The following is a 23,708-nucleotide window of genomic DNA, read 5'->3' on the forward strand; positions in this document are numbered from 1 at the left end:
TTGTAATTATCGGTTTGTGTCAATGGCTTTTCTTGATTAATTGTTTGGCCACCGATCCTTTTGCATTGCCGATCACTACCATATAGACCCCGTCGTCATAAGGGCGCATATCTATCGGTCTGTCATCGTCCCTTTCCTCCTGTATGACGAGCCTTCCGCTGATGTCGTATACCTTCACGCTGTGCATGGTGTCCAGTCCTTTTATGCTGAAGCTGGCGCTTGCGGGGTTGGGATATAGCGCTATGCGTCCTTGTTCGCTTGCGTCAATGGCGAGTGTATCCACTCCGGCCTCCGAACAGTCATAGGTATCATCGGTGATCTGTGTGCCGGGGCTATTGGTACAGTCCGCCGTTCCGGTGCCTCCGCATGCGGTAAAGAACTGGTCCTGGAAGACCCCGTCGCTAAAGAAACAGATACCGGCATCCTGTGCGGCGTCCGCATAGCGGATCTTGATATGGAACAGGACCTTCGGTGCTGTGGTCACCTGAAGTTCCGTTGCGGTTTGCAAGCCGGCCATTGCTATGTTCTGCTGGAAGGACAGTGAGACCCTGGATGCGGTGTTGTCGTTCTGCACAAAATCCTTGTATGCCGGTGCGAAGGCCCCGAAGCTATGGCCTAGTATGGAGCCGTCGGGCTGGCTGTATTCTATGTTGCCGTTGGCCGATACGTTCTGCCCGAAGGCCCCGTTGGCGTAATCGATATAGACCTGTCCCGAGCCGATGTATAGGTCCGTAGAGCTCGATATGAGGATATCCGCCTCGTAGAAATCATCGGTGCCGTCATTGGTGATCTGCGCATTGGCAAAGGCCAGAGCGACGTCGTTGGACATCGGTCCGGTCGGCATGTTCCTGCCGTATTGCTCCCCACGGCCAATGTTGGGGCTGATCAGTATGTTGACGTCCGTGTTCTGTACCTGTGTATTGGCGTCCATGTCTGCGGCATCGTAGCCCGACCCGCCTATCAACTGGATCACGGCATTGGCGTCCGCGTTCTGTACCTGTGCATTGCCGTCATGGTCGCCGCTGTACATCCCGTACGATCCGTTGGCCAACAGTACCAGTGCATTGCTTCCGCCCTCTACCGCGGTTAGGTTGGAGGATAGGTCCACAGCGGCTGTGGTCGTGCCCAGCGTCTGCGTTGCGGCGGTCATGATGCCGACATGGTTGCGGTGTTCGATGGCCACATAGTAATTGCCGAACGGCACCCTGAAACCGGGTACGGAGAGGCCATCGGTGTCCACCACATCCCCGTCGCGCTGCAAGAGTGCCGAACGGCCATCGATTACGACGGTACTATCCGTAGCATCGCGCAGCTCCACCCATACCCAGTCCACGATAGCGTTGCTTCCCGTGGTGCTGAAGACCGAGGCGTCACAGGTAAGCCCATCGGTATAGGGACTGGTAGTTGGTAAAAGATTACCTGTCCTCAGGTCATCGCGCATTAGTGCCCCTTCACCCGTATTTGGGTTGATGGCGGCACCCTGCAAGAATACAAGGGGCTTGAGCTTGGGCGGTGCAACATCCGCAATCTCTATGGCGCCGATATCAAATCCCCCGCCGTTATGGTTCCTGTTGTTTCCTATTTGATCGAGCGTCTCCGAGGTATTCGGATCGCCATTGTTGTAGGCCGGGCTATCGGTATAGAACGGATGGTGGCTCGATACCGTACCATTGTTGTCGGTAAGCGGTAGGAGCAGGGGGTCGTTGACGCCGACGATATTGCCGTTCACGCCATCGGTGAGCCCACCTCCGGTACCGATGATATTGTAACTGCTGGAACTTTCAAGGCTACCGCCAACGATGTCCGAGAATCCCCCATTTTTGGTATTCCCCGAAATAATGGAGTTATGTATCTCAATTTCGGCATTGCCTTCGAATACAATGGCCCCACCGTTGGTGTCGCTGGAGTTATTGTTGGTAATGGTACTATTGTTGATGGTCACATAGGCCTTAAAGCTTCCGTTTGATCCATTTTCTCCCGTGGCCAATATCGCTGAGGCAGGCGTAGAGACGTTATTGCCACTGAAGGTACAGTTGTTGATGGTGAGATGGGCATCCAGTTGTACGTAATTGGATGCATAGGGCTTGATGGCATCCGAGCCCGTACCGTTGATCACGGCACAGTTGTTCATGGTCACATTGCCACCTTCACTTTCAAAGGCAGACCCCCAGTCACGGGCGTAATTGCCATCAAAGGTGACGTTTTCCAGCAGCCAGTGCGAGCGCAATGCGGACATCCCACCACCAAATCTAGCTCTACTGTTTTTAATCGTCACATTGGTCAATTTCATATCATAGAGGTCGTCACCATTGCTGCCTGTAGCGTGCCCCAGAGTTAAGATGGCACCGCCCCAATCGCTCCAGTTTTCACTTGAGTCAGGGAATGCGTTTGCCAAGGTCATGTCCGACAGTTCCAATAGCATATGTGCATACCCCATATAGAATATACGGCTGTTGCCCTGGGCATCTATGGTCAATAAATCCTCACCCGGACCAACTATTACGTGATTGCCGCCTGTACCACCATTACTCGGGACACCAAACCAAATTTGGCCCTTGGTCAACGCGATGGTCTGCGGGGAGTCGAATAATGGCGAAAATATGATGACATCATCTCCGGGGATGCGACTCGAGGCAAATATGGCTTCCCGAAGCGAGCAATCGTCCAAGTCACAGCCATGGGTAAGCAATTCCCCGGTATCGCTGTCAAATTCCCAATCATCGGTATCTGCAGTCTTGGTGACCATAAATGAACTAGCTCTTACCACGATATCAAAGGAACATGAGGAGATATTCCCACTGGCATCTTCGGCCTGGTAGGTCATCGTGGTCGTGCCAATCGAAAAGGTCGAGCCCGATGCCGGCCCCAGTGTACGCGTTACTGTGGGGGACGGATCGGTTTCATCGATAGCCGTAGGGGCCGTGTAGTTGACCGTCATTGTAGTGTTTCCGGGAACGGCATAGAAAATGAGGTCCCGGCAGTCGAGCACGGGCGGTGTATCGTCCACGTCGGTCACCGTAATGGAAATATCCTCTGCATCCGTGAGCCCTTCAAGATCCGTTACCGTGACCTGTATTAGGTAGACATTGTTCGCATCGCCATCACCTGGGTCCTCATAATCGGGCGCACTGGCAAAGGTCACCACCCCCGTGGCCGTATCGATATTGAACAGGTCGTTATCGGTACCTCCATTGCTGCCGGTACTAAGACTATAGGTGAGCCCCGAGCCTTCCGAATCGTAGCTGTCACTGGCCTCCACATCGATCGCGGCGGTCTGGTTCTCCGCTACGCTTGCGGTAGTGGAACTGGTGATGCTCGGTGCCGTGTTGGGACCGACCATAACCCTAAAGGAGCAGGTATCAAAGTCCCCGGATTCGTGCTCGGCATAGAACGTATTGGTTGTGATCCCCACGGGGAATGTGGAACCCGAGGGGAGTCCCGAGGCCAGTATCGGCCCTGTGCTGTAGTCGTGGTACTCGATGACCGCATATCCATTAGTGGATCCATCCTCATCATACCATTTACTGTTGGCCCACATTACGGCATAGTCCGAAAAGAAATCATTTGGTTCGCCGTTGGCCCAGTTGGTGTAGGTGGCGGGCTGTCCGCTCTGCCATTCGAGGTCGCCCCGAGATTCAACATCATTGAACCCTATGATAACAGGGAATAATATGTTTGTGTTGTTTTTCAGCCAATCGTTTTCCGCCTGTGAGTTGATGGTCACCAGCTCATAGCCGTTGTTCTGCGCACCGGCATAGGCCGTGGCTATAGAGGTTGGAGAAGTTGATATGAAATAGGTACTGTTGCCAAAGGTCCCCAGCGATGAGAACCCGGAGGGTGCAGTCGTGGGAATGGTGGGGAATGCACAGTCTCCCGAAAACGCGGGTGGTGTATAGGTGATCGTACTGGAAGTATTGTCATACCTTCTAATCTCAGAAGGGCAATCGTTCAATAAGTAGCTATTGTCGATGGTCACGTCGAACGCACAGGTACGAGTATTTCCGGCGATGTCCTTGGCATAGAACGTATTGGTCGTGGTTCCCAAAGGGAAGGTCGAATTGGAGGGGAGTCCAGAGACCAAGATCGGGCTTCCCGTGCTGTAGTCGTGGTACTCGATCACCACTTTTCCACTATCGGATCCACCCATGTCGCTCCACTCCCCGTTGGTCCCCATTGTTGCATAGTTTCCAGTATCGTTTGGTTCGCCGTTGGCCCAGTTGGTATAGGTGGCGGGCTGCCCGCTCTGCCACACATAGTCGTCCTCGGTGTCAACATCATTGATCCCGATAATGACAGGCGCACTTATTTGGTCCTTTAGCCAATCGTTCTCCGCCTGCGAGTTGATGGTCACCAGCTCATGGCCGTTGGCCTGTGCATCGGCGAATGCCGCACTGGCAGAGGTGGTGGCAGTTGAGATGAAATAGGTGCTGTTGCCAAAGGTCCCCAGTGATGAGAACCCGGTGGGTGCAGTGGTGGGAACGGTGGGAAATCCACAGTTGTCCGATACCGAGGGAGGTGTATAGGTGATAGTACTATTGCAACTAATAATGTCGGCCGGACAGGCAGTAAATGTGGGAAGAGTACTGTCTTCCACGGTCACTTCAACGTCAATACTGGTAACGTTGCCATCCGTATCGGTGGCCTTTAACTGGACAGTATTGGTTCCAAGATCTGCACAGGTGAATGCGGATTGGCTTAAGCTGAGCGTTGGCGTACCGCAGTTGTCCGAGAGAATTGAAAAATCACCGGCAGCTACCGTTGCGTTTCCCGAAGCGTCCAACAGTACCGTAACGCTCGGTGTATCGAAAGCAGGTGAGAGGTCCCCGCGTACCCACACCCTGTGGATGGTACTATAGGCGTTTGTATTACCAACGGTAATATCATCGACTTCCCAACGGTTACTATTCCCACGTATTCCCCAGTGGGCCGCCCCACCATTAAAGAACGGAAACTCGGTCAATGCGTTATCTCCATTACCTCCAAATGCGTCGGAAGCATTTTGGGGTATGGAGGCCGTATGCGAGGGAAGCAGGTCGTAGTTGGCGGCATTGTTGATACCCGCAAAGCTTCCCGACCCCGTCTTTACATAGTCCACCGCACTTGCATATGAGGTGGTAAAGTCGATGATATCGCCGGGGTCTCGCGAGGTCTGGCCGTAAAGACGCATCTCCTCAAAATCGATGGCAGCGGCCAGCGTATTTCCGATATGCCCCCAATTTGAGGTTCCAGCCTCACTGTCCCCCAATGTGGATGACCCTTTCATCGGTAGGTCCGAATTCCGTACCACCAGGGCGGAGTTGTCGCCGGCTAGGTGCACATAGTTCAGTACCATGAGCCATCCTTCATCCAGAACACCCTGAAAGGTGCTGCCGTTGAAAGAAAAGTAATGGGTGCCCGAGGCATTTCCAATTACTGCCGGGTCGAGTGAGGTAAAGGGATCGGTCGCGGTACCTGTTCCTGCTAGGTTCGTGAAAATAGGCACTGTGGAGTTGGAATATATGTACCCTTCCACGGTCACTTCAACGTCGATCGTATTAACATTGCCATCCGTATCGGTGGCCTTTAACTGGAGGGTATTGGTTCCAAGATCTGCACAGGTGAATGTGGTTTTGTTCAGACTCAGCGTTGTGGAACTGCAGTTGTTCGTGACAATTGAAAAATCACCGGCAGCTACCGTTGCATTTCCCGAAGCGTCCAACTGTACCGTAACGCTCGGTGTATCGAAACCGGGCGAGAGGTCCCCGCGTACCCACACCCTGTGGATGGTACTATAGGCGTTTGTATTACCAACGGTAAAATCATCGACTTCCCAACGGTTACTATCCCCTCGTATTGCCCAGTGGGCCACCCCGCTATTAAAGAACGGGAACTCGGTTAAAGCAAAATTTCCCTTGCCCCCAAATGCGTCGGAAGCATTTTGGGGTATTGAGGCCGTATGCGAGGAAAGCAGGTCGTAGTTGGCGGCATTGTTGATACCCGCAAAGCTTCCCGACCCCGTCTTTACATAGTCTACCGCACTTGCATATGAGGTGGTAAAGTCGATGATATCGCCGGTGTCTCGCGAGGTCTGGCCGTAAAGACGCATCTCTTCAAAATCGATGGCATTGGCCAGCGTATTTCCGATATGCCCCCAGTTAGAGGTCCCTGCATCACTGTCCCCCAATGTGGATGACCCTTTCATCGGCAGGTCCGAATTCCGAACCACCAGAGAGGAGTTGTCCCCCGCTTGGTGGACGTAGTTCAGTACCATGAGCCATCCTCCATCCAGCACGCCCTGAAAGGTGCTGCCGTTGAAAGAAAAGTAATGGGTGCCCGAGGTACTTCCAACTATAGCGGGATGGAGCGAGGTAAAGGGATCGGTCGCGGTACCCGTTCCTGCAAGGTTCGTGAAAATGGGCACTGTGGAGTTGGAGTTTATGTATGCTTCCACGGTCACTTCAACGTCAATCGTATTAACATTGCCAGCTCCGTCGGTAGCCTTTAACTGGACGGTATTGGTTCCAAGATCTGCACAGGTGAACGTGGATTGGCTCAAGCTGAGCGTTGGTGTACCGCAGTTGTCCGCAGCGGTAATTGAAAAATCACCGGCAGCTACCGTTGCGTTTCCCGAAGCGTCCAACTGTACCGTAACGCTCGGTGTATCGAAATCGGTCGAGAGGTCCCCGCGCACCCACACCCTGTGGATGGTACTATAAGCGTTTAGATTACTACCAACGGTAAAATCATCGACTTCCCAACGGCCACCTTCTCCACGTATTCCCCAGTGGGCCACCCCACCATTAAAGAACGGAAAATTGGTCAAAGCAAAATTTCCCTTGCCCCCAAATGTGTTGGGAGCATTTTGGGGTATGGAGGCCGTATGCGAGGAAAGCAGGTCGTAGTTGGAGGCATTGTTGATACCCGCAAAGCTTCCCGAGCCCGTCTTTACATAGTCCACCGCACTTGTATATGAGGTGGTAAAGTCGATGATATCTCCGGTGTCTCGCGAGGTCTGGCCGTAAAGACGCATCTCTTCAAAATCGATGGCATTGGCCAGCGTATTTCCAAGATGCCCCCAGTTAGGGGTGCCTGCATCACTGTCCCCCAATGTGGATGACCCTTTCATCGGCAGGTCCGAATTCCGTACCACCAGATCGGAGTTGTCTCCCGCTTGGTGGACGTAGTTCAGTACCATGAGCCACCCTTCATCCAGAACGCCCTGAAAGGTACTGCCGTTGAAAGAAAAGTAGTAAGTGCCCGATGAATTTCCAATTACAGCGGGATCGAGCGAGGTAAAGGGATTGGTCGCGGTACCTGTTCCTGCAAGGTTTGTGAAAACGGGCTTAAAGGGATCTTCTGAACAGGTATCCGTATCCACAGCACCGCCATTGGCAGAGTTACTATTGGCATCCAATTGGGGGGAAATGTCCCTGCATGCGGCAACGGGATTTATGTTATCCTCGATCTGTCCCCAGTTCAGTGGGGCAACACCTATGCATAATATAATGAGTAGGGTAAACGTATATTTCATAGTTTATGTTTTTTAATTAAAGATGTCCTTGGATATTGCTAGGATGAGTTACTGCTTCTTGTAACGATCGGCTTTCTCCGCAACGCACTGGCTGGTCTTGGAGGTCTGTGTTTCATTTCGGTTTTGTCCCATGGGGGCTGTTGAACACAAAAGGCAGACCATAAAAATTCCGTTTAAAAAGGTAGTTTGATTCATGATTTAAAGAGTCGAAAATTTATGCGGACAAGTTACGCCCGAGCCTTATGGCCTGAAATAAGAAGCAACACGTAATAACTACGTGTTATCACGTACCAGGGCTCTAAGGAATCCACATCCCATGGTCCCATGATCACGGGGCGACCATCATATTTTGGGTGCCGTATTTTCCCCGTTTTAAACCAAAAAACCCCCTTAAGAAATTAAGGGGGGCCTGCACATTTTGCTGACCTGAATCTTACCCCTTTAAAAAGTTCAACAAAATAGTGTGCACCATGTAAAATTGGCTGTATCAAGGGATGCTTCTTCTATTTTTTTATTTATGCCTTGGTATTTGTAACGTTGTTATCCATTGTATACTATTTTTTGGATAGCAGCACAATGTGCATCTCTGGTTAAAGGGTTGGCTTTTGTCGGCCAATCAAAGAGCCATGACGCGTTGTTCGCTATTAATTCAATCCCAGTGAGGGATCTAACTTATCATGACCCTTTTTCATAAGCCTTAAAAAATATATGGCCGACATGCTTTATGATCAATTCAGGATGACTTTATATGTTTTCCGCTTATGGCCATTATTGAGCTCAACAACATAAACGCCGTCATTGAGCGCACTCGCTTCTATATATTGTACCATCACATGGCGTTCCAGCAGGTCCTGCATGACCAAACGGCCCCGTATATCGTAGAGCCTAAAGTCGGTGTCTTCCATGAGCTGTCCCTCGATGACGATACGCTTTTCCCGGGTATAGATACTCAACCGGTCAAGTTCAGGGGCTTCCATTGATAGAACACCGTTCGAAAAGCCCAGGTAAAACCGCCCCGTCCCGTTAAGGTCTTCGATAGGCGTTATGCCAAAGTCTTCCGTGTTTAGGTGGGTCGTCTGTTGTTCTTGGACATCCACCAGGTAGATATCCACGCCCTGGGGCAGACTCGAGCTTTCTATACCAACGGTCAAAGGCTCCCCCGCGGTGGCGTTGATCCCCAGTGGAATAAGGGTGTCGCTGGCAAAGATATCCTGTGGCAGTGACTGTATGGCAAGATCGATGCCCTGATCGTCCGCGACCAAGCGCGAACAGATCGAAAACGCACCGGCTACGTCGCCGAACACCCCGGCATCGTACCCGGGGTCCAGGCCGTAGGTGGAGTTGCCGTTAAAATAAAAATCGGTATGGGAAACAGCACTGTTGTTGCTCAATTGCAACCTTAAGTGCTGGTTGTCGTCCGTTGAGCGCCCAGTGATAAAATCATCGATGTCCCCGTGGCGTCGCCATTGGTGTGCAAATCCGATGTTGCCGCCGCTCCCAGCGGCGACAAAAAAGCCCTGCCCCGGTGCGATGACCGTACTGGTCGTCGTGTTGGCGAGGTTGTAGATGGTCCAGCCGTCGGAAGCATCGCCATCGTAGCCATAGATGGCTACATTGTTAGCATCCAATATTGAGGCATTGTTGGTGTTACTTAAAAAGCTTCGAACATTGAAGTAGGACGGGTATGGATTTCCGATGAGGTTCCATTTGCTAAACGCCGGACCAGAATCCGTGATAGGTACTTGGACAAAGTATTCGTTGATGCTACCGCTAAATTCCAGAGTGCCGTTGTCCGTTGTGGCGGCCCTGTAGCCCACGCCCGAGGTCAGTGCATCGGTCGCCGTATTGGAATAGGTGAGATAAGTTCCCGAGGTCTTGTCGAACGGCCCGAAGAGGTATAGCGTGCCCGCTGTATTTGAGACGATATTGTCGTTAGCGGCCAGAAAGCTGTCAAAGGTTATGCCGGTTACGGGAGGGGAAATGAGGTCGTTGCCGCCCGATGAGGCCGTCTGGTTGACATGGCGCCTGTAGGTGACCGTGGTTCCCGGTAGGCTCGTAGAGGAAAGCAAGCTCGAATACTCTGTCGAGGTCGATTCCATGATAATATCCGCTACGTCTAACCAATAATAATTCGTAAAGTCGGTATCCGGTTCGAGGACCAGACGCTTTAATTTGATGTCGCTAGTGAAGCTTAGGGCTTGTGATGCGCGTACCAAAGCATTTTTCTCAGCGGTACCTCGCGAAGGGGCCTTGTTCCAGGCGCCATTGTCATAGACCAGCCAATCTACGATCTGGTCGGTACCGTTGCTTCCCGGCGAGCCCAGGTCTGGGGATATGCCCACTGCCGTTGTGGCGGCCTGCCAAAGGCTACCGCTATTGTTGTTTTCAAGACTACTGCCGGTATATATCATAGCGGCACCGTCCGGATTGGGCCAATCGGTGCCACCATCGTATTCCACACGGTCTATTTCCGTCGCGGACCCATTCGTTAAAATGATCTCGTCCGAGGTGTTGTCCATGGTGATGCCCGAATACTCGTAATCCACGTCCACGCCTCCATTGGTCGCGGAATCGTCGTTGATCCCGAGAACGATAAAACTATCGGCCTCTATGAGAAGGTCGGTCGTAATTTGGTGCGTATCGGTTCCACTGTCCGAGATGGTCCAGCCTTTAAGGTTCAAGAGGATATTTTCAGTGTTGTAAATCTCAAAGTACTCGCCATTAGCATCGCCGACATCGCTGGGGTTCTGCATGATCTCACTGATGACAACATCCCCGGTAGCTAAGGGGTAGGCCACATCGAACGAGCAGGTAGTAACATTGCCGGATGCGTCCTTAGCATAGAATGTGTTGGTGGTCGTGGTCCCCAAGGGGAAGGTCGAACCGGAAGGCAGCCCCGAAGCCAGTATCGGCCCTGTGCTATAGTCATGGTATTCGATGACCATACGGGCCTTCCTATGGGGAGGAAGAAAGTATTGCATGTTACCAGATGCATTAAGCCACTTTCCGCCTTGTTGGGCATCCATTATTGCATAATCCGTCGATTCAGGATACCAATCGCTGGGAATTCCACCGATCCAGTTGGTATAGGCAGCTGGTTGTCCACTTTGCCATACGAAGGTTCCCTCTGTGGAAATGTCGTTGATCCCGATGATGGCACGGCGAACCCCAGGCCCAAATGTGCTTAGCTTGCCTTGGAGGTAATCTTGCTCTGCCTGTGAATTGATGGTCACTAGCTCATAGCCGTTCGTCTGCGCAGAGGTAAATGCCGCACTCGGCATGATGTCCTGAGTTGAGATAAAATAGGTGCTGCTCCCGTCATCGGTGGTCCCCAAAAGGGTGAACCCAGTGGGAGCAGTAGTGGGAACGGAGGGGAATAGGCAGTTGTCCGATACCGATGGCGGTGTATAGGTGACGGTACTGGTAGAGGTGAGGATGTCGGCCGGACAATCGGTATCGAATACGGGAGGTATATTGTCTTCTACATTGTTTTCTACGATCACCTCGACGTCAATACTGTTAACTTTGCCGCCCGTATCTGTGGCCATAAGCTGAACGGTATTGACGCCAGCATCTACACAGGTGAATGTGGATTGGCTTAAGCTGAGCGTTGGTGTACCACAGTCGTCCGTAGCGGTAATTGAAAAATCACCGGCAGCTACCGCCACGCTACCCGAAGTGCCCAACTGTACCGTAATGCTCGGGGTACTGAAATCAGGTGAAAGGTCTCCGCGCACCCACACCCTGTGGATGGTACTATAGGCGTTCAGACTGTTACCGGTGGTGAAGTCATCGACTTCCCAACGGCTATGATCTCCACGTATTCCCCAGTGGGCTACCCCAGCATTAAAGAATGGGAACTCGGTCAATGCGTTATTTCCCTTGTTCCCGAATCCATTATTGGCATTTTGGGGTATGGAGGCCGTATGTGACGGAAGCAGGGTGTAGTTGGCGGCATCGTTGATACCCGCAAAGCTTCCCGAGCCCGTCTTTACATAGTCCACCACACTTGTATATGAGGTGGTAAAGTCGATGATATCGCTGGGGTCGCGCGAGGTCTGGCCGTAAAGACGCATCTCTTCAAAATCGATGGCATTGGCCAGCGTATTTCCGATATGCCCCCAGTTAGAGGTCCCTGCATCACTGTCCCCCAACGTGGATGACCCTTTCAGCGGTAGGGCCGAGTTCCCTGCAACCAGGGCCGAGTTGTCTCCCGCTTGGTGGACGTAGTTCAGGACCATAAGCCACCCTTCATCCAGAACACCCTGAAATGGGGTGCTGGTGCCATCGAAAGAAAAATAGTAGGTGCCCGAGAGATTTCCAATTACTGCCGGGTCGAGTGAGGTAAAGGGATCGGTCGCGGTACCTGTTCCTGCAAGGCTTGTGAAAACAGGGACGGTGTCATTGGTTATGGTCACATCGAACGAGCAGGTAGAGACACTGCCAAAAACGTCCTCAGCATAGAATGTATTGGTCGTGGTCCCCAAAGGGAATGTCGAACCCGGGGGGAGTCCAGAGACCAAGATCGGGCCTCCTGTGCTGTAGTCGTGGTACTCGATCACCACACGGGCCCCGGTATAGTTACCCCTTACATCATCCCATTTGCCACTACTGGTCAGCATTACCGCATAGTTCCCCCCAACATCGTTGGGCTGTCCCGCACCCCAATTGGTATAGGTGGCGGGCTGCCCACTCTGCCACTCGTAATCAACATTTGTGAAGTCGGGATCATTGAACCCGATCAGAAGTCGATCGGCCCCACTAAGATTGGCGGCCCATGTCTGTATAGCGTTGTTCTCTGCCATTGAATTGATGGTCACCAGCTCATAGCCGTTGGTCTGTGCGTTGGCATATGCCGTGCCAATATGGGTATTCTGGTCCGAGATAAAATAGGTACTGTTGCCAAAGGTTCCAAGCGATGAGAACCCGGAGGGTGCGGTCGTCGGAACGGCGGGGAATCTACAGTTTTCCGAGCCCGATAAGGTGGGAAGGGTATAGTTTACCGTAGAGCAAACGCTTGTAATATCTGAAGGACATGAGCTAATGGGGGGAGCTGTGTTGTCCACAACCACAACGGTTATGGTGAACTGACAACTGCTTGTATTACCAGCGGAATCGGTGACAGAAAACCCAATTAAGGTGTCCCCGGTGGAGAAGGTACTCCCACTGGCCGGTCCGATGGTTTGTGTTGCGGTCAGTGTCCCATCCTCATCATCGCTAGCCGTGGGTGGATCAAAGGAAACTACCTCATTACAGCTTGAGATATCGGAAGGACAGCTAATGACCGGATTGGAACCTACGATAAAGGTAATGGACCAACCGAGCAAGGCCCCGGAGTCCGAATTAGCACTATCACATATAAGCAAGGTCCAATCACCGGTAACCGATTGTCCCGAAAAGGTCGATGCAAAGGTGCCTCCCTCGGGCTGGAACACTCCCGTAAAGGGAGCACTTGCGGAAGCAATGTCAGCACCACCATCCTGGAACACGGTCCCGGTATAATCATCACCGTTGCCTCCCTGATTAATTGCAAGGTCCAGGGTGCTTCCTGCCGGACTTTGAAGGCGAATCCGCAGGTCCCCCACATAGGTATGTTCAATGTCGAGTGCCACAGAGGCGATGTAGACATCCGTCCCATTGAGCGTACCCACAGCCGTAGATGTGGCCGTAAATGACGTATTGGTGGGGCATCCAACATCGGGAATGTTCCCGGTACCGCCAACTAATGTTTGTTGGGCGTGAGCCGGTTGTAAAGTGGACAGGTACAGACCAAGGGCCAAGACTATCGGTAATGCTCTTAATACGGTAATATTTGGACTATTGACTGCTATTGCGGGCAACAATCGCATGTTCTGTAATTGTGTTTTCATCGTGATACGTGGTTATTTGATTTGGTGTGATTCATTGGGTTGGTCAATGGCTTAAAGGCGCCGTTTGATTTGGGTACAGCCGCTGTAAGAGGGGGTGTGCACAAAGCACTAGGGGCAAACCATAAAAGTTCTGTAGGGGTAAATAGGTTCATGATTATAAGAAGTTAATACAGATACTAAGATACGCCTGGACCTTAAGGTTTGAAATAAGGAGCAACACGTAATAACTACGTGTTATCACGTACTAGCTTCATAAGGATACCACATCACCCAGATTCCATGGTCATGGGGAGACCAGCATATTTTGGGTCCCATATTTTCCCTGTTTTAAACCAAAAAACCCCCTTAATTGCTTAAGGGGGTTTTGCACATTTTGCTGACCTGAATCCTTACCCCTTTGAAAAGTTCAACAAAATAGCGTGCATCGATTAATGTTTTTGGCCGTGTAGGGGGATGCCTTCCGTTTTTTGCCATGGCATGGCAAGCGGCTCAATCAAATGGATTGTCTCCGGGGTCCGGTGGGGACGAGGACTGTGCCCTTAGCGGGTCGAGTATAACGAATGTGCCCAGCGCGGTAAGGGCGGCGTACTTTCCGAGCTCTGATACGGCTTTCCTACGGGTCATCCCGTTATCCCCATGGTTCTGTCTGTCCATCTATGTTCTCGTATTTGTGATGCTGTTCATTTTATTAATTAGGTCTTGTGCCGCAACGCCATGTGCGCCCTCAGTACAAAGAGTTGGGTTTTGCCGGTTATTCAAGGGCCATGACCCCTTGTTCGCTATTAATTCAATCCCAGGGAAGGACGATGTATCATGACCCTTTTCAATAACCGTTTTTTTTAAACCGTAGCCTATGCTTTGCGATCAGTCCAATATGACCTTATGTGTTTTCCGTACATGACCGTTATTGAGCTCAACAAGGTAAACGCCGTCATTGAGGGCACCGGTCTCTATATGCCGTACCGTCACATGGGGTTCCAACGCGCCCTGCATGACCAAGCGGCCCTGTATATCGTACAGCCCAAATTCGGTGTCCTCAATGAGCTGTCCCTCGATAAGGATATGCCCTTCCCGGGCATAGACCCTCACTCGGTCGATCTCGTGGCTTCCCGTGGATAGGACGCCGTTGGAAAAGCCGAGGTAAAACCTCCCCGTCCCGTTAAGGTCTCCGGTAGGGGTTATACCAAAGTCTTCGGTGTTAAGGTGGGCCACCTGTTGCTCCTGTACATCCACCAGGTAGATATCCACGCCCTGTGGCAGGTCAGAACTCTCTATGCCAATGGTCAAAACCGTTCCGGCGCTGGCGTTTATCCCGAGTGGAACGAGTTCGTCGCTGGCAAAGATATCCTGCGGCAGTGACTGGATGGCAATATCGACGCCCAGATCGTCGGCGACCAATCGCGAACAGATCGAAAACGCACCGGCCACATCGCCGAACGCCCCGGCATCGTACCCGGGGTCCAGGCCGTATGTGGAGCTGCCGTTAAAATAAAGATCGGTATGTGAAACGTTGCCGTTGCCGCTAAGCTGCAACCTTAAATGCCGGTTGTCGTCCGTAGAGCGCCCGGATATAAAATCATCGGTGCTCCCGTGGCTTCTCATTCCCGTTGTAAAACTGATGTTGCCGTCGCTCCCGGCGGCGACAAAAAAGCCCTGTCCCGGAGTGATGACCGTAGCCGAGGTGGAGCTGTTCAGGTTATGGACGGTCCAGCCGTCGGAAGCATCGCCATCGTAGCCATAGATGGCCACATTGTTGGCTTCCAGCAGAGCGGCATTGGTGGCGTTGTTCAAAAATGCCTGTACGTTGATATAGGAGGGATATGGGTTTCCGACGAGGTTCCACTTGCTGAACTCGAGCGGACCGGAATCGGATATGGCCACGCTGACGTTGGACTGGTTGATGCCGCCGCTAAATTCGAGTGTGCCGTTGTCCGTTGTTGCGGCCCTGTATCCCACGCCGGGCGTCAGTGCATCGGTGGCCGTACTCGAATAGTTGGTATAGGTTCCCGAGGTCTTGTCGAACGGCCCGAAGAGGTATATCGTGCCCGCTGTATTTGATGGGATGTTGCCGTTTGCTGCCAACAGGCCGTCAAAGCTCCCTCCCGTTACGGGCGGTGATATGAGGTCGTTGCCTCCCGAGGTGGCCGTTTGGTTGACATGTCTCCTGTAGGTGACCGTGGTGCCCGATAGGGTGCCATCGGAGATGAGGCTCGAATATTCTGTTGAAGTCGATTCAAGGATGATATCGGTGATACTGAGGGTAACGGACGAGGATACCGTCACATCGGCATCCGGTTCGACGGTCAGGCTTAGCAGGCTGATGTCCGAGCCGAGGGTTAGGGCCTCCGATTCACGTATTAGGGCGTTTTTCGCGCCCGTGCTCCCCGAAGGGTTCCTGTTCCATGCGTTGGTATCAAAAACGAGCCAGTCGACGATCTGTCCCTTACCGTTGCTTCCGGGGGATCCCAGGTCCGGGGATATGCCCTCCGCGGCAGTAGCGGCCTGCCAAAGGGCCCCGCTGTTGTTGTTCTCGATATTGCTTCCCGTATATATCATGGCCTTACCGTCGGGGTTGGGCCAATTGGTGCCGCCATCGTATTCCACGCGGTCGATCTCGGTAGAGGCCCCATTCGTTAAAATGATCTCGTCGGCGGTATTGTCCATGGCGATTCCGGAATACTGGTAATGCACGGTCACGCCTCCATTGGTCGTGGAATTGCTGTTTCTGCCAAGAACGATAAAGCCATCGGGCTTTACTATCAGTCCGTTGCCTATGGTATGGGTATCGGTCCCACCGTCCGAAACGGTCCAGCCCTGGAGGTTGACGGGCGAGGTCTCATCGTTGTAGAGCTCAAAGTACTCGCCATTGGCATCGGTGACCCCGCTGGGGTTTTTCATGATCTCGCTGATGACGAGTTTTCCCGTACTTTGGAATGCCGCTCCCGAAGAGCTATAGCTGTCATCGGTAATCTGTGTGCCGGGGTTATTGGTACAGTCCGCTATGGCGGTTCCGCCACATGCGGTAAAGAACTGGTCCTGGAATACGCCATCACTGAAAAAACGTATGCCGGGAGCCTCGACCGCATTGGTGTAGCGTATCTTGATATGCAGCAGTACTTTCGGTGTGGAGGTGACCTGTATGGCCGTCGCGGTCTGTAGGCCTGCCAAAGCAATGTTCTGCTGGAAGGACAGTGAGACCCTTGATGCGGTATTGTCGTTCTGTACGAAATCCTTGTATGCCGGCGAGAACATGCCGAAGCTATGGGCTAGTATGGCCCCCGCTGGCCGTCCGTAGTCCAAATTGTTGTTGGCGGATATATTGCTCCCAAAAGCTGCGGTATTATAGTCCAGGTAAACTTGGCCCGAACCGAGATAAAAGTCCGTGGTACTTGCGATGAGGATATCTGCTTCGTAAAAATCGTCGGTACCGTCATTGGTGATCTGCGGATTGGCAAATGTCAGTGTAATGGCCTGGGAATTAATGATGTTCGTGCCCAGGAGCACCAACAGTACCGTGCATAGTTTTGTTTTCATGGTCGTTTTATAATTATCGGTTTGTGTCAATGGCTTTTCTTTATCAATCGTTTGGTTACGGCCCCCCTTGCATTGCCGATCACCACCAGATAGACCCCGTCGTCATAGGGGCGCATATCTATCGGTCTGTCATCGTGCCTTTCCTCCTGTACGATGAGCCTTCCGCTGATGTCGTATACCCTCACGCTGTGCATGGTGCCCAGTCCTTTTATGCTGAAGCTGGCGCTTGCGGGGTTGGGATATAGCGCTATGCGATTATCTTCGTTGCCGGCTATACCGAGTGTACCCACTCCGGCTTGCGAACAGTCATAGGTATCATCGGTGATCTGTGTGCCGGGGCTATTGGTACAGTCCGCCGTTCCGGTTCCTCCGCATGCGGTAAAGAACTGGTCCTGGAAGACCCCGTCGCTAAAGAAACAGATACCGGCATCCTGTGCGGCGTCTTGATAGCGTATCTTGATATGGAACAGGACCTTCGGTGCTGCGGTCACCTGAAGTTCCGTTGCGGTTTGCAAGCCTGCCAGGGCGATGTTCTGCTGGAATGACAGTGAGACCCTGGATGCGGTGTTGTCGTTCTGCACAAAATCCTTGTATGCCGGTGCGAAGGCCCCGAAGCTGTGCCCGAGTATGGAGCCGTCGGGCTGGCTGTATTCTATGTTGCCGTTGGCCGATACGTTCTGCCCGAAGGCCCCGTTGGCGTAATCGATATAGACCTGTCCCGAGCCGATGTATAGGTCCGTAGAGCTCGATATGAGGATATCCGCCTCGTAGAAATCATCGGTGCCGTCATTGGTGATCTGCGCATTGGCAAAGGCCAGAGCGACGTCGTTGGACATCGGTCCGGTCGGCATGTTCCTGCCGGACTGCGCCCCACGGCCAATGTTGGGGCTGATCAGTATGTTGACGTCCGTGTTCTGTACCTGTGTATTGGCGTCCATGTCTGCGGCATCGTAGCCCGACCCGCCTATCAACTGGATCACGGCATTGGCGTCCGCGTTCTGTACCTGTGCATTGCCGTCATGGTCGCCGCTGTACATCCCGTACGATCCGTTGGCCAACAGTACCAGTGCATTGCTTCCGCCCTCTACCGCGGTTAGGTTGGAGGATAGGTCCACAGCGGCTGTGGTAGTGCCCAGCGTCTGCGTTGCGGCGGTCATGATGCCGACATGGTTGCGGTGTTTAATGGCCACATAGTAATTGCCGAACGGCACCGTGAAGCTGATCGTGGAGAGGCCATCGGTGTCTACCACATCCCCATCGCGCTGCAAGAGTGCCGAACGGCCATCGATTACGACGGTACTATCCGTAGCATCGCGCAGCTCCACCCATACCCAGTCCACGATAGCGTTGCTTCCCGTGGTACTGAAGACCGATGCGTCACAGGTAAGCCCATCGGTATAGGGACTGGTGGTGGGTATAAGATCGTCCACCCTCAGGTCATCGCGCATTAGTGCCCCTTCACCCGTATTTGGGTTGATGGCGGCACCCTGTAAGAATACAAGGGGCTTGAGCTTGGGCGGTGCAACATCCGCAATCTCTATGGCGCCGATATCAAATCCCCCGCCGTTATGGTTCCTGTTGTTTCCTATTTGATCGAGCGTCTCCGAGGTATTCGGATCGCCATTGTTGTAGGCCGGGCTATCGGTATAGAACGGATGGTGGCTCGATACCGTACCATTGTTGTCGGTAAGCGGTAGGAGTAGGGGGTCGTTGACGCCGACGATATTGCCGTTGGTGCCGTCGGTGAGCCCACCTCCGGTACCGATGATATTGTAACTGCTGGTACTCTCCAGACTGCCCCCGTTGATATCCGGTGAGGCTCCACCGCTATTGCCCGAAATAATGGAGTTATGTATCTCAATTTCGGCATTGCCTTTGAATACGATGGCCCCTCCGTTGGTGTCGCTGGAGTTATTGTTGGTAATGGTACTATTGTTGATGGTCACATAGGCCTTAAAGCTTCCGTTTGATCCGGTTTCTCCCGTGGCCAATATCGCTGAGGCAGGCGTAGAGACGTTATTGCCACTGAAGGTACAGTTGTTGATGGTCAGGGTGGCATCCAGTTGTACGAAATTGGATGCTAAGGGCTTGATGGCATCCGAGCCCGTACCGTTGATCACGGCACAGTTGTTCATGGTCACATTGCCACCTTCACTTTCAAAGGCAGACCCCCAGTCAAGGGCGTAATTGCCATCAAAGGTGACGTTTTCCAGTAGCCAGTGCGAGCGCAATGCGGACATCCCACCACCAAATCTAGCTCTACTGTTTTTAATCGTCACATTGGTCAATTTCATATCTATAGGGTCGTCACCATTGCTGCCTGTAGCGTGCCCCAGAGTTAAGATGGTACCGCCCCAATGGCCGTAGGTAGCGCTACTGGCAGAATTTGCGTTTGCCAAGGTCATGTCCGACAGTTCCAATAGCATATGTGCAAATGTCATTAAGAATATACGGCTGTTGCCTTGGGCATCTATGGTCAATAAATCCTCACCCGGACCAACTATTACGTGATTGCCGCCTATACCATTCGGGCCACCAAATTTGAACTCACCCTTGGTCAACGCGATGGTCTGCGGGGAGTCGAATAATGGCGAAAATATGATGACATCATCTCCGGGGGTGCGACTCGAGGCAAATATGGCTTCCCGAAGCGAGCAATCGTCCGAATCACAGCCATGGGTAAGCAATTCCCCGGTATCGCTGTCAAATTCCCAATCATCGGTATCTGCAGTCTTGGTGACCATAAATGAACTAGCTCTTACCACGATATCAAAGGAACATGAGGAGATATTCCCACTGGCATCTTCGGCCTGGTAGGTCATCGTGGTCGTGCCAATCGAAAAGGTCGAGCCCGATGCCGGCCCCAGTGTACGCGTTACTGTGGGGGACGGATCGGTTTCATCGATAGCCGTAGGGGCCGTGTAGTTGACCGTCATTGTAGTGTTTCCGGGAACGGCATAGAAAATGAGGTCTTGGCAGTCGAGCACGGGCGGTGTATCGTCCTTGATTACCGTAATGGCAATATCCTCTACATCCGTCAGCCCTTCAAGATCCGTTACCGTGACCTGTATTAGGTAGACATTGTTAGCATCGCCATCACCGGGGTTCTCATAATCGGGCGCACTGGCAAAGGTCACCACCCCGGAGGCCGTATCGATATTGAACAGGTCGTTATCGGTACCTCCATTGCTGCCGGTACTGAGACTATAGGTGAGCCCCGAGCCTTCCGAATCGTAGCTGTCACTGGCCTCCACATCGATTGCGGCGGTCTGGTTCTCCGCTACGCTTGCGGTAGCGGAACTGGTGATGCTCGGTGCCGTGTTGGGACCGACCATAACCCTAAAGGAGCAGGTATCAAAGTCCCCGGATTCGTGCTCGGCATAGAACGTATTGGTTGTGATCCCCACGGGGAATGTGGAACCCGAGGGGAGTCCCGAGGCCAGTATCGGCCCTGTGCTGTAGTCGTGGTACTCGATGACCACACGGGCCCCGGTATAGTTACCTCTTGCATCATCCCATTTGCCACTATTGGTCACCATTACCGTATAGTTACCCCCAAAATCGTTGGGCTGTCCCGTACCCCAATTGGTATAGGTGGCGGGCTGTCCACTCTGCCACTGGTAATCAACATTTGTGAAGTTGGGATCATTGAACCCTATCAGGAGCCGATCGGCCCCACTAATATTAGTGACCAATGTCTGTATAGCGTCGTTCTCTGCCTGTGAGTTGATGGTCACCAGCTCATAACCGTTGTTCTCGGCATTGGCATATGCCGTGCCAATATGGGTATTCTGGTCCGAGATAAAATAGGTGCTGTTGCCAAAGGTCCCGAGCGATGAGAACCCGGAGGGTGCAGTCGTGGGAAGGGAGGGGAATGCGCAGTTGCCCGAAAACGTGGGCGAAGTATAGGTGATCGTACTGGAAGTATTGTCATACCTCCTGATGTCAGAAGGACAATCGTTCAATAAGTAGCTATTGTCGATGGTCACGTCGAACGTGCAGGTATTAACGTTTCCGAGGATGTCCTTGGCATAGAACGTATTGGTCGTGGTTCCCAAAGGGAAGGTCGAATTGGAGGGGAGTCCAGAGACCAAGATCGGGCTTCCCGTGCTGTAGTCGTGGTACTCGATCACCACTTTTCCACTATCGGATCCACCCATGTCGCTCCACTCCCCGTTGGTCCCCATTGTTGCATAGTTTCCAGTGTCGTTAGGTTCGCCGTTGGCCCAGTTGGTATAGGTGGCGGGCTGCCCGCTCTGCCACACATAGTCGTCCTCGGTGTCAACATCATTGATCCCGATAATGACAGACGCACTTATTTGGTCCTTTAGCCAATCGTTCTCCGCCTGCGAGTTGATGGTCACCAGCTCATGGCCGTTGGCCTGTGCATCGGCGAATGCCGCACTGGCAGAGGTGGTGGCAGTTGAGATGAAATAGGTGCTGTTGCCAAAGGTCCCCAGTGATGAGAACCCGGTGGGTGCAGTGGTGGGAACGGTGGAAAATCCTCCACAGTTGCTCCATACCGAGGGCGGTGTATAGGTAACGGTAGCGTTACAGTTAAAGATGTCGGCCGGACAGGCAGTAAATCTGGGTATAACTTCCACGATCACTTCAACGTCGATCGTATTAACGTTGCCATCCGCATCGGTGGCCTTTAACTGGATGGTATTGGTTCCAAGATCTGCACAGGTGAATGCGGATTGGCTTAAGCTGAGCGTTGGGGTATTGCAGTTGTTCGCAGCGGTAATTGAAAAATCACCGGCGGCTACCGTTGCGTTTCCCGAAGCGTCCAACAGTACCGTAACGCTCGGTATATCGAAATCGGGCGAAAGGTCCCCGCGCACCCACACCCTGTGGATGGTACTATAAGCATTTAGATTACTACCAACGGTAAAATCATCGACTTCCCAACGGCCACCTTCTCCACGTATTCCCCAGTGGGCCGCCCCGCCATTAAAGAACGGAAACTCGGTCAATGCGTTATCTCCCCTGCCTCCAAATGCGCCGGAAGCATTTTGGGGTATGGAGGCCGTATGCGAGGGAAGCAGGTTGTAGTTGGCGGCATTGTTGATACCCGCAAAGCTTCCCGTACCCGTCTTTACATAGTCCACCGCACTTGCATATGAGGTGGTAAAGTCGATGATATCGCCGGGGTCGCGCGAGGTCTGGCCGTAAAAACGCATCTCTTCAAAATCGATGGCATTGGCCAGCGTATTTCCGATATGCCCCCAGTTTGAGGTCCCTGCATCACTGTCCCCCAATGTGGATGACCCTTTCAGCGGTAGGGCCGAGTTCCCTGCAACCAGGGCCGAGTTGTCTCCCGCTTGGTGGACGTAGTTCAGTACCATGAGCCATCCTTCATCCAGCACGCCCTGAAAGGTACTGCCGTTGAAAGAAAAGTAGTAGGTGCCCGATGAATTTCCAACTACAGCGGGATGGAGTGAGGTAAAGGGATCGGCCATGGTGCCTGTTCCAGCAAGGTTTGTGAAAACGGGCTTAAAGGTGTCTCCTACCGTCACGTCGAACGCACAGGTAGTAACATTGCCGGATGCGTCCTTGGCATAGAACGTATTGGTCGTGGTTCCCGAGGGGAAGGTCGAACCGGAGGGAAGTCCCGAAGCCAGTATCGGCCCTGTGCTGTAGTCGTGGTACTCGATGACCACACGGGCCCCGGTATAGTTACCTCTTGCATCATCCCATTTGCCACTACTGGTCACCATTACCGCATAGTTACCCCCAACATCGTTGGGCTGTCCCGTACCCCAATTGGTATAGGTGGCGGGCTGCCCACTCTGCCACTCGTAATCAACATTTGTGAAGTTGGGATCATTGAACCCGATCAGGAGCCGATCGGCCCCACTAAGATTAGTGGCCAATGTCTGTATAGCGTCGTTCTCTGCCTGTGAGTTGATGGTCACCAGCTCATAACCGTTGGCCCCGGCGTTGGCATATGCCGTGCCAATATGGGTATTCTGGTCCGAGATAAAATAGGTGCTGCTCCCGTCATCCGAGGTCCCCAAAAGGGTGAACCCGGAGGGTGCAGTAGCGGGAACGGCGGGAAAGCAGTCCGATACCGATGGCGGTGTATAGGTGATGGTAGCGTTACAGCTAAGGATGTCGACCGGACAGGCAGTAAATAAGGGAAGGATAATTTCTTCTACTGTCACGGTGGCGGTACAGGTATTTGTATTTCCCGAAGGATCCGTTGCTGTCAGCGTAACGGTTACAGGGCTACTCACATCGTCACAGTCGAAGGTATCGATATCCACAGAAAGGGTGACCGAACCACTGTCATCAGTGGATCCTGCATCAATATCGGATGCCACGATGGTAGCAGTATTATTGGTGTCCAATTGTACGGTAATGTCCTGGCATGCCGCAACTGGATCTGTAGTATCTTGTCCCCAGCTCAGTGGGGCAACACCTATACATAAGATAACGAAGAGGATAAATGTATGTTTCATAGTTTATGTTTTTTAACTAAAGATGTCCTTGGGTATTGCTGGGATGAGTTAGTGCTTCTTGTAACGATCGGCTTTCTCCGCAACGCGCTGGCTGGTCTTGAAGGTCTGTGTTTCATTTAGGTTTTGTCCCATGGGGGCTGTTGAACACAAAAGGCAGACCATAAAAATTCCGTTTAAAAAGGTAGTTTGATTCATGATTTAAAGAGTCGAAAATTTATGCGGACAAGTTACGCCCGGACCTTATGGTCTGAAATAAGAAGCAACACGTAATAACTACGTGTTATCCCTTACTAGGGTTTTAAGGACCCCCACATCCCACGGTCCCATGAT

The 23,708-nt window shown here is 52.5% G+C and carries 4 protein-coding genes; all 4 read right to left on the bottom strand.

Annotation, left to right across the window (positions count from 1 at the left end):
* Positions 1 to 19: 19 nt before the first annotated feature.
* Positions 20 to 7,510, bottom strand: coding sequence for an HYR domain-containing protein (locus tag ACO052_RS13040; protein ID WP_422104218.1), 7,491 nt, complete (start codon positions 7,508 to 7,510; stop codon positions 20 to 22).
* A 728-nt stretch (positions 7,511 to 8,238) separates the two neighbouring features.
* Positions 8,239 to 13,380, bottom strand: a complete 5,142-nt coding sequence (locus ACO052_RS13045) for an HYR domain-containing protein (RefSeq protein ID WP_422104219.1) — start codon at positions 13,378 to 13,380, stop codon at positions 8,239 to 8,241.
* A gap of 864 nt (positions 13,381 to 14,244) precedes the next feature.
* A complete protein-coding gene (locus ACO052_RS13050; RefSeq protein ID WP_422104220.1) occupies positions 14,245 to 16,914 on the bottom strand; it encodes a lamin tail domain-containing protein in 2,670 nt (889 codons plus the stop codon).
* Positions 16,915 to 16,940: 26 nt separating this feature from the next.
* A complete protein-coding gene (locus ACO052_RS13055) occupies positions 16,941 to 23,378 on the bottom strand; it encodes an HYR domain-containing protein (RefSeq protein WP_422104221.1) in 6,438 nt (2,145 codons plus the stop codon).
* Between the last annotated feature and the right edge of the window lie 330 nt (positions 23,379 to 23,708).

The organism is Winogradskyella sp. (assembly GCF_965228925.1).
Classification (GTDB): domain Bacteria; phylum Bacteroidota; class Bacteroidia; order Flavobacteriales; family Flavobacteriaceae; genus Winogradskyella.

Bases quoted from the DNA above. Each gene is read 5' to 3' on its own strand.
- ACO052_RS13040 (WP_422104218.1), bottom strand. From the start codon at position 7,510: ATGAAATATACGTTTACCCTACTCATTATATTATGCATAGGTGTTGCC.
- ACO052_RS13045 (WP_422104219.1), bottom strand. From the start codon at position 13,380: ATGAAAACACAATTACAGAACATGCGATTGTTGCCCGCAATAGCAGTC.
- ACO052_RS13050 (WP_422104220.1), bottom strand. From the start codon at position 16,914: ATGAAAACAAAACTATGCACGGTACTGTTGGTGCTCCTGGGCACGAAC.
- ACO052_RS13055 (WP_422104221.1), bottom strand. From the start codon at position 23,378: ATGAAACATACATTTATCCTCTTCGTTATCTTATGTATAGGTGTTGCC.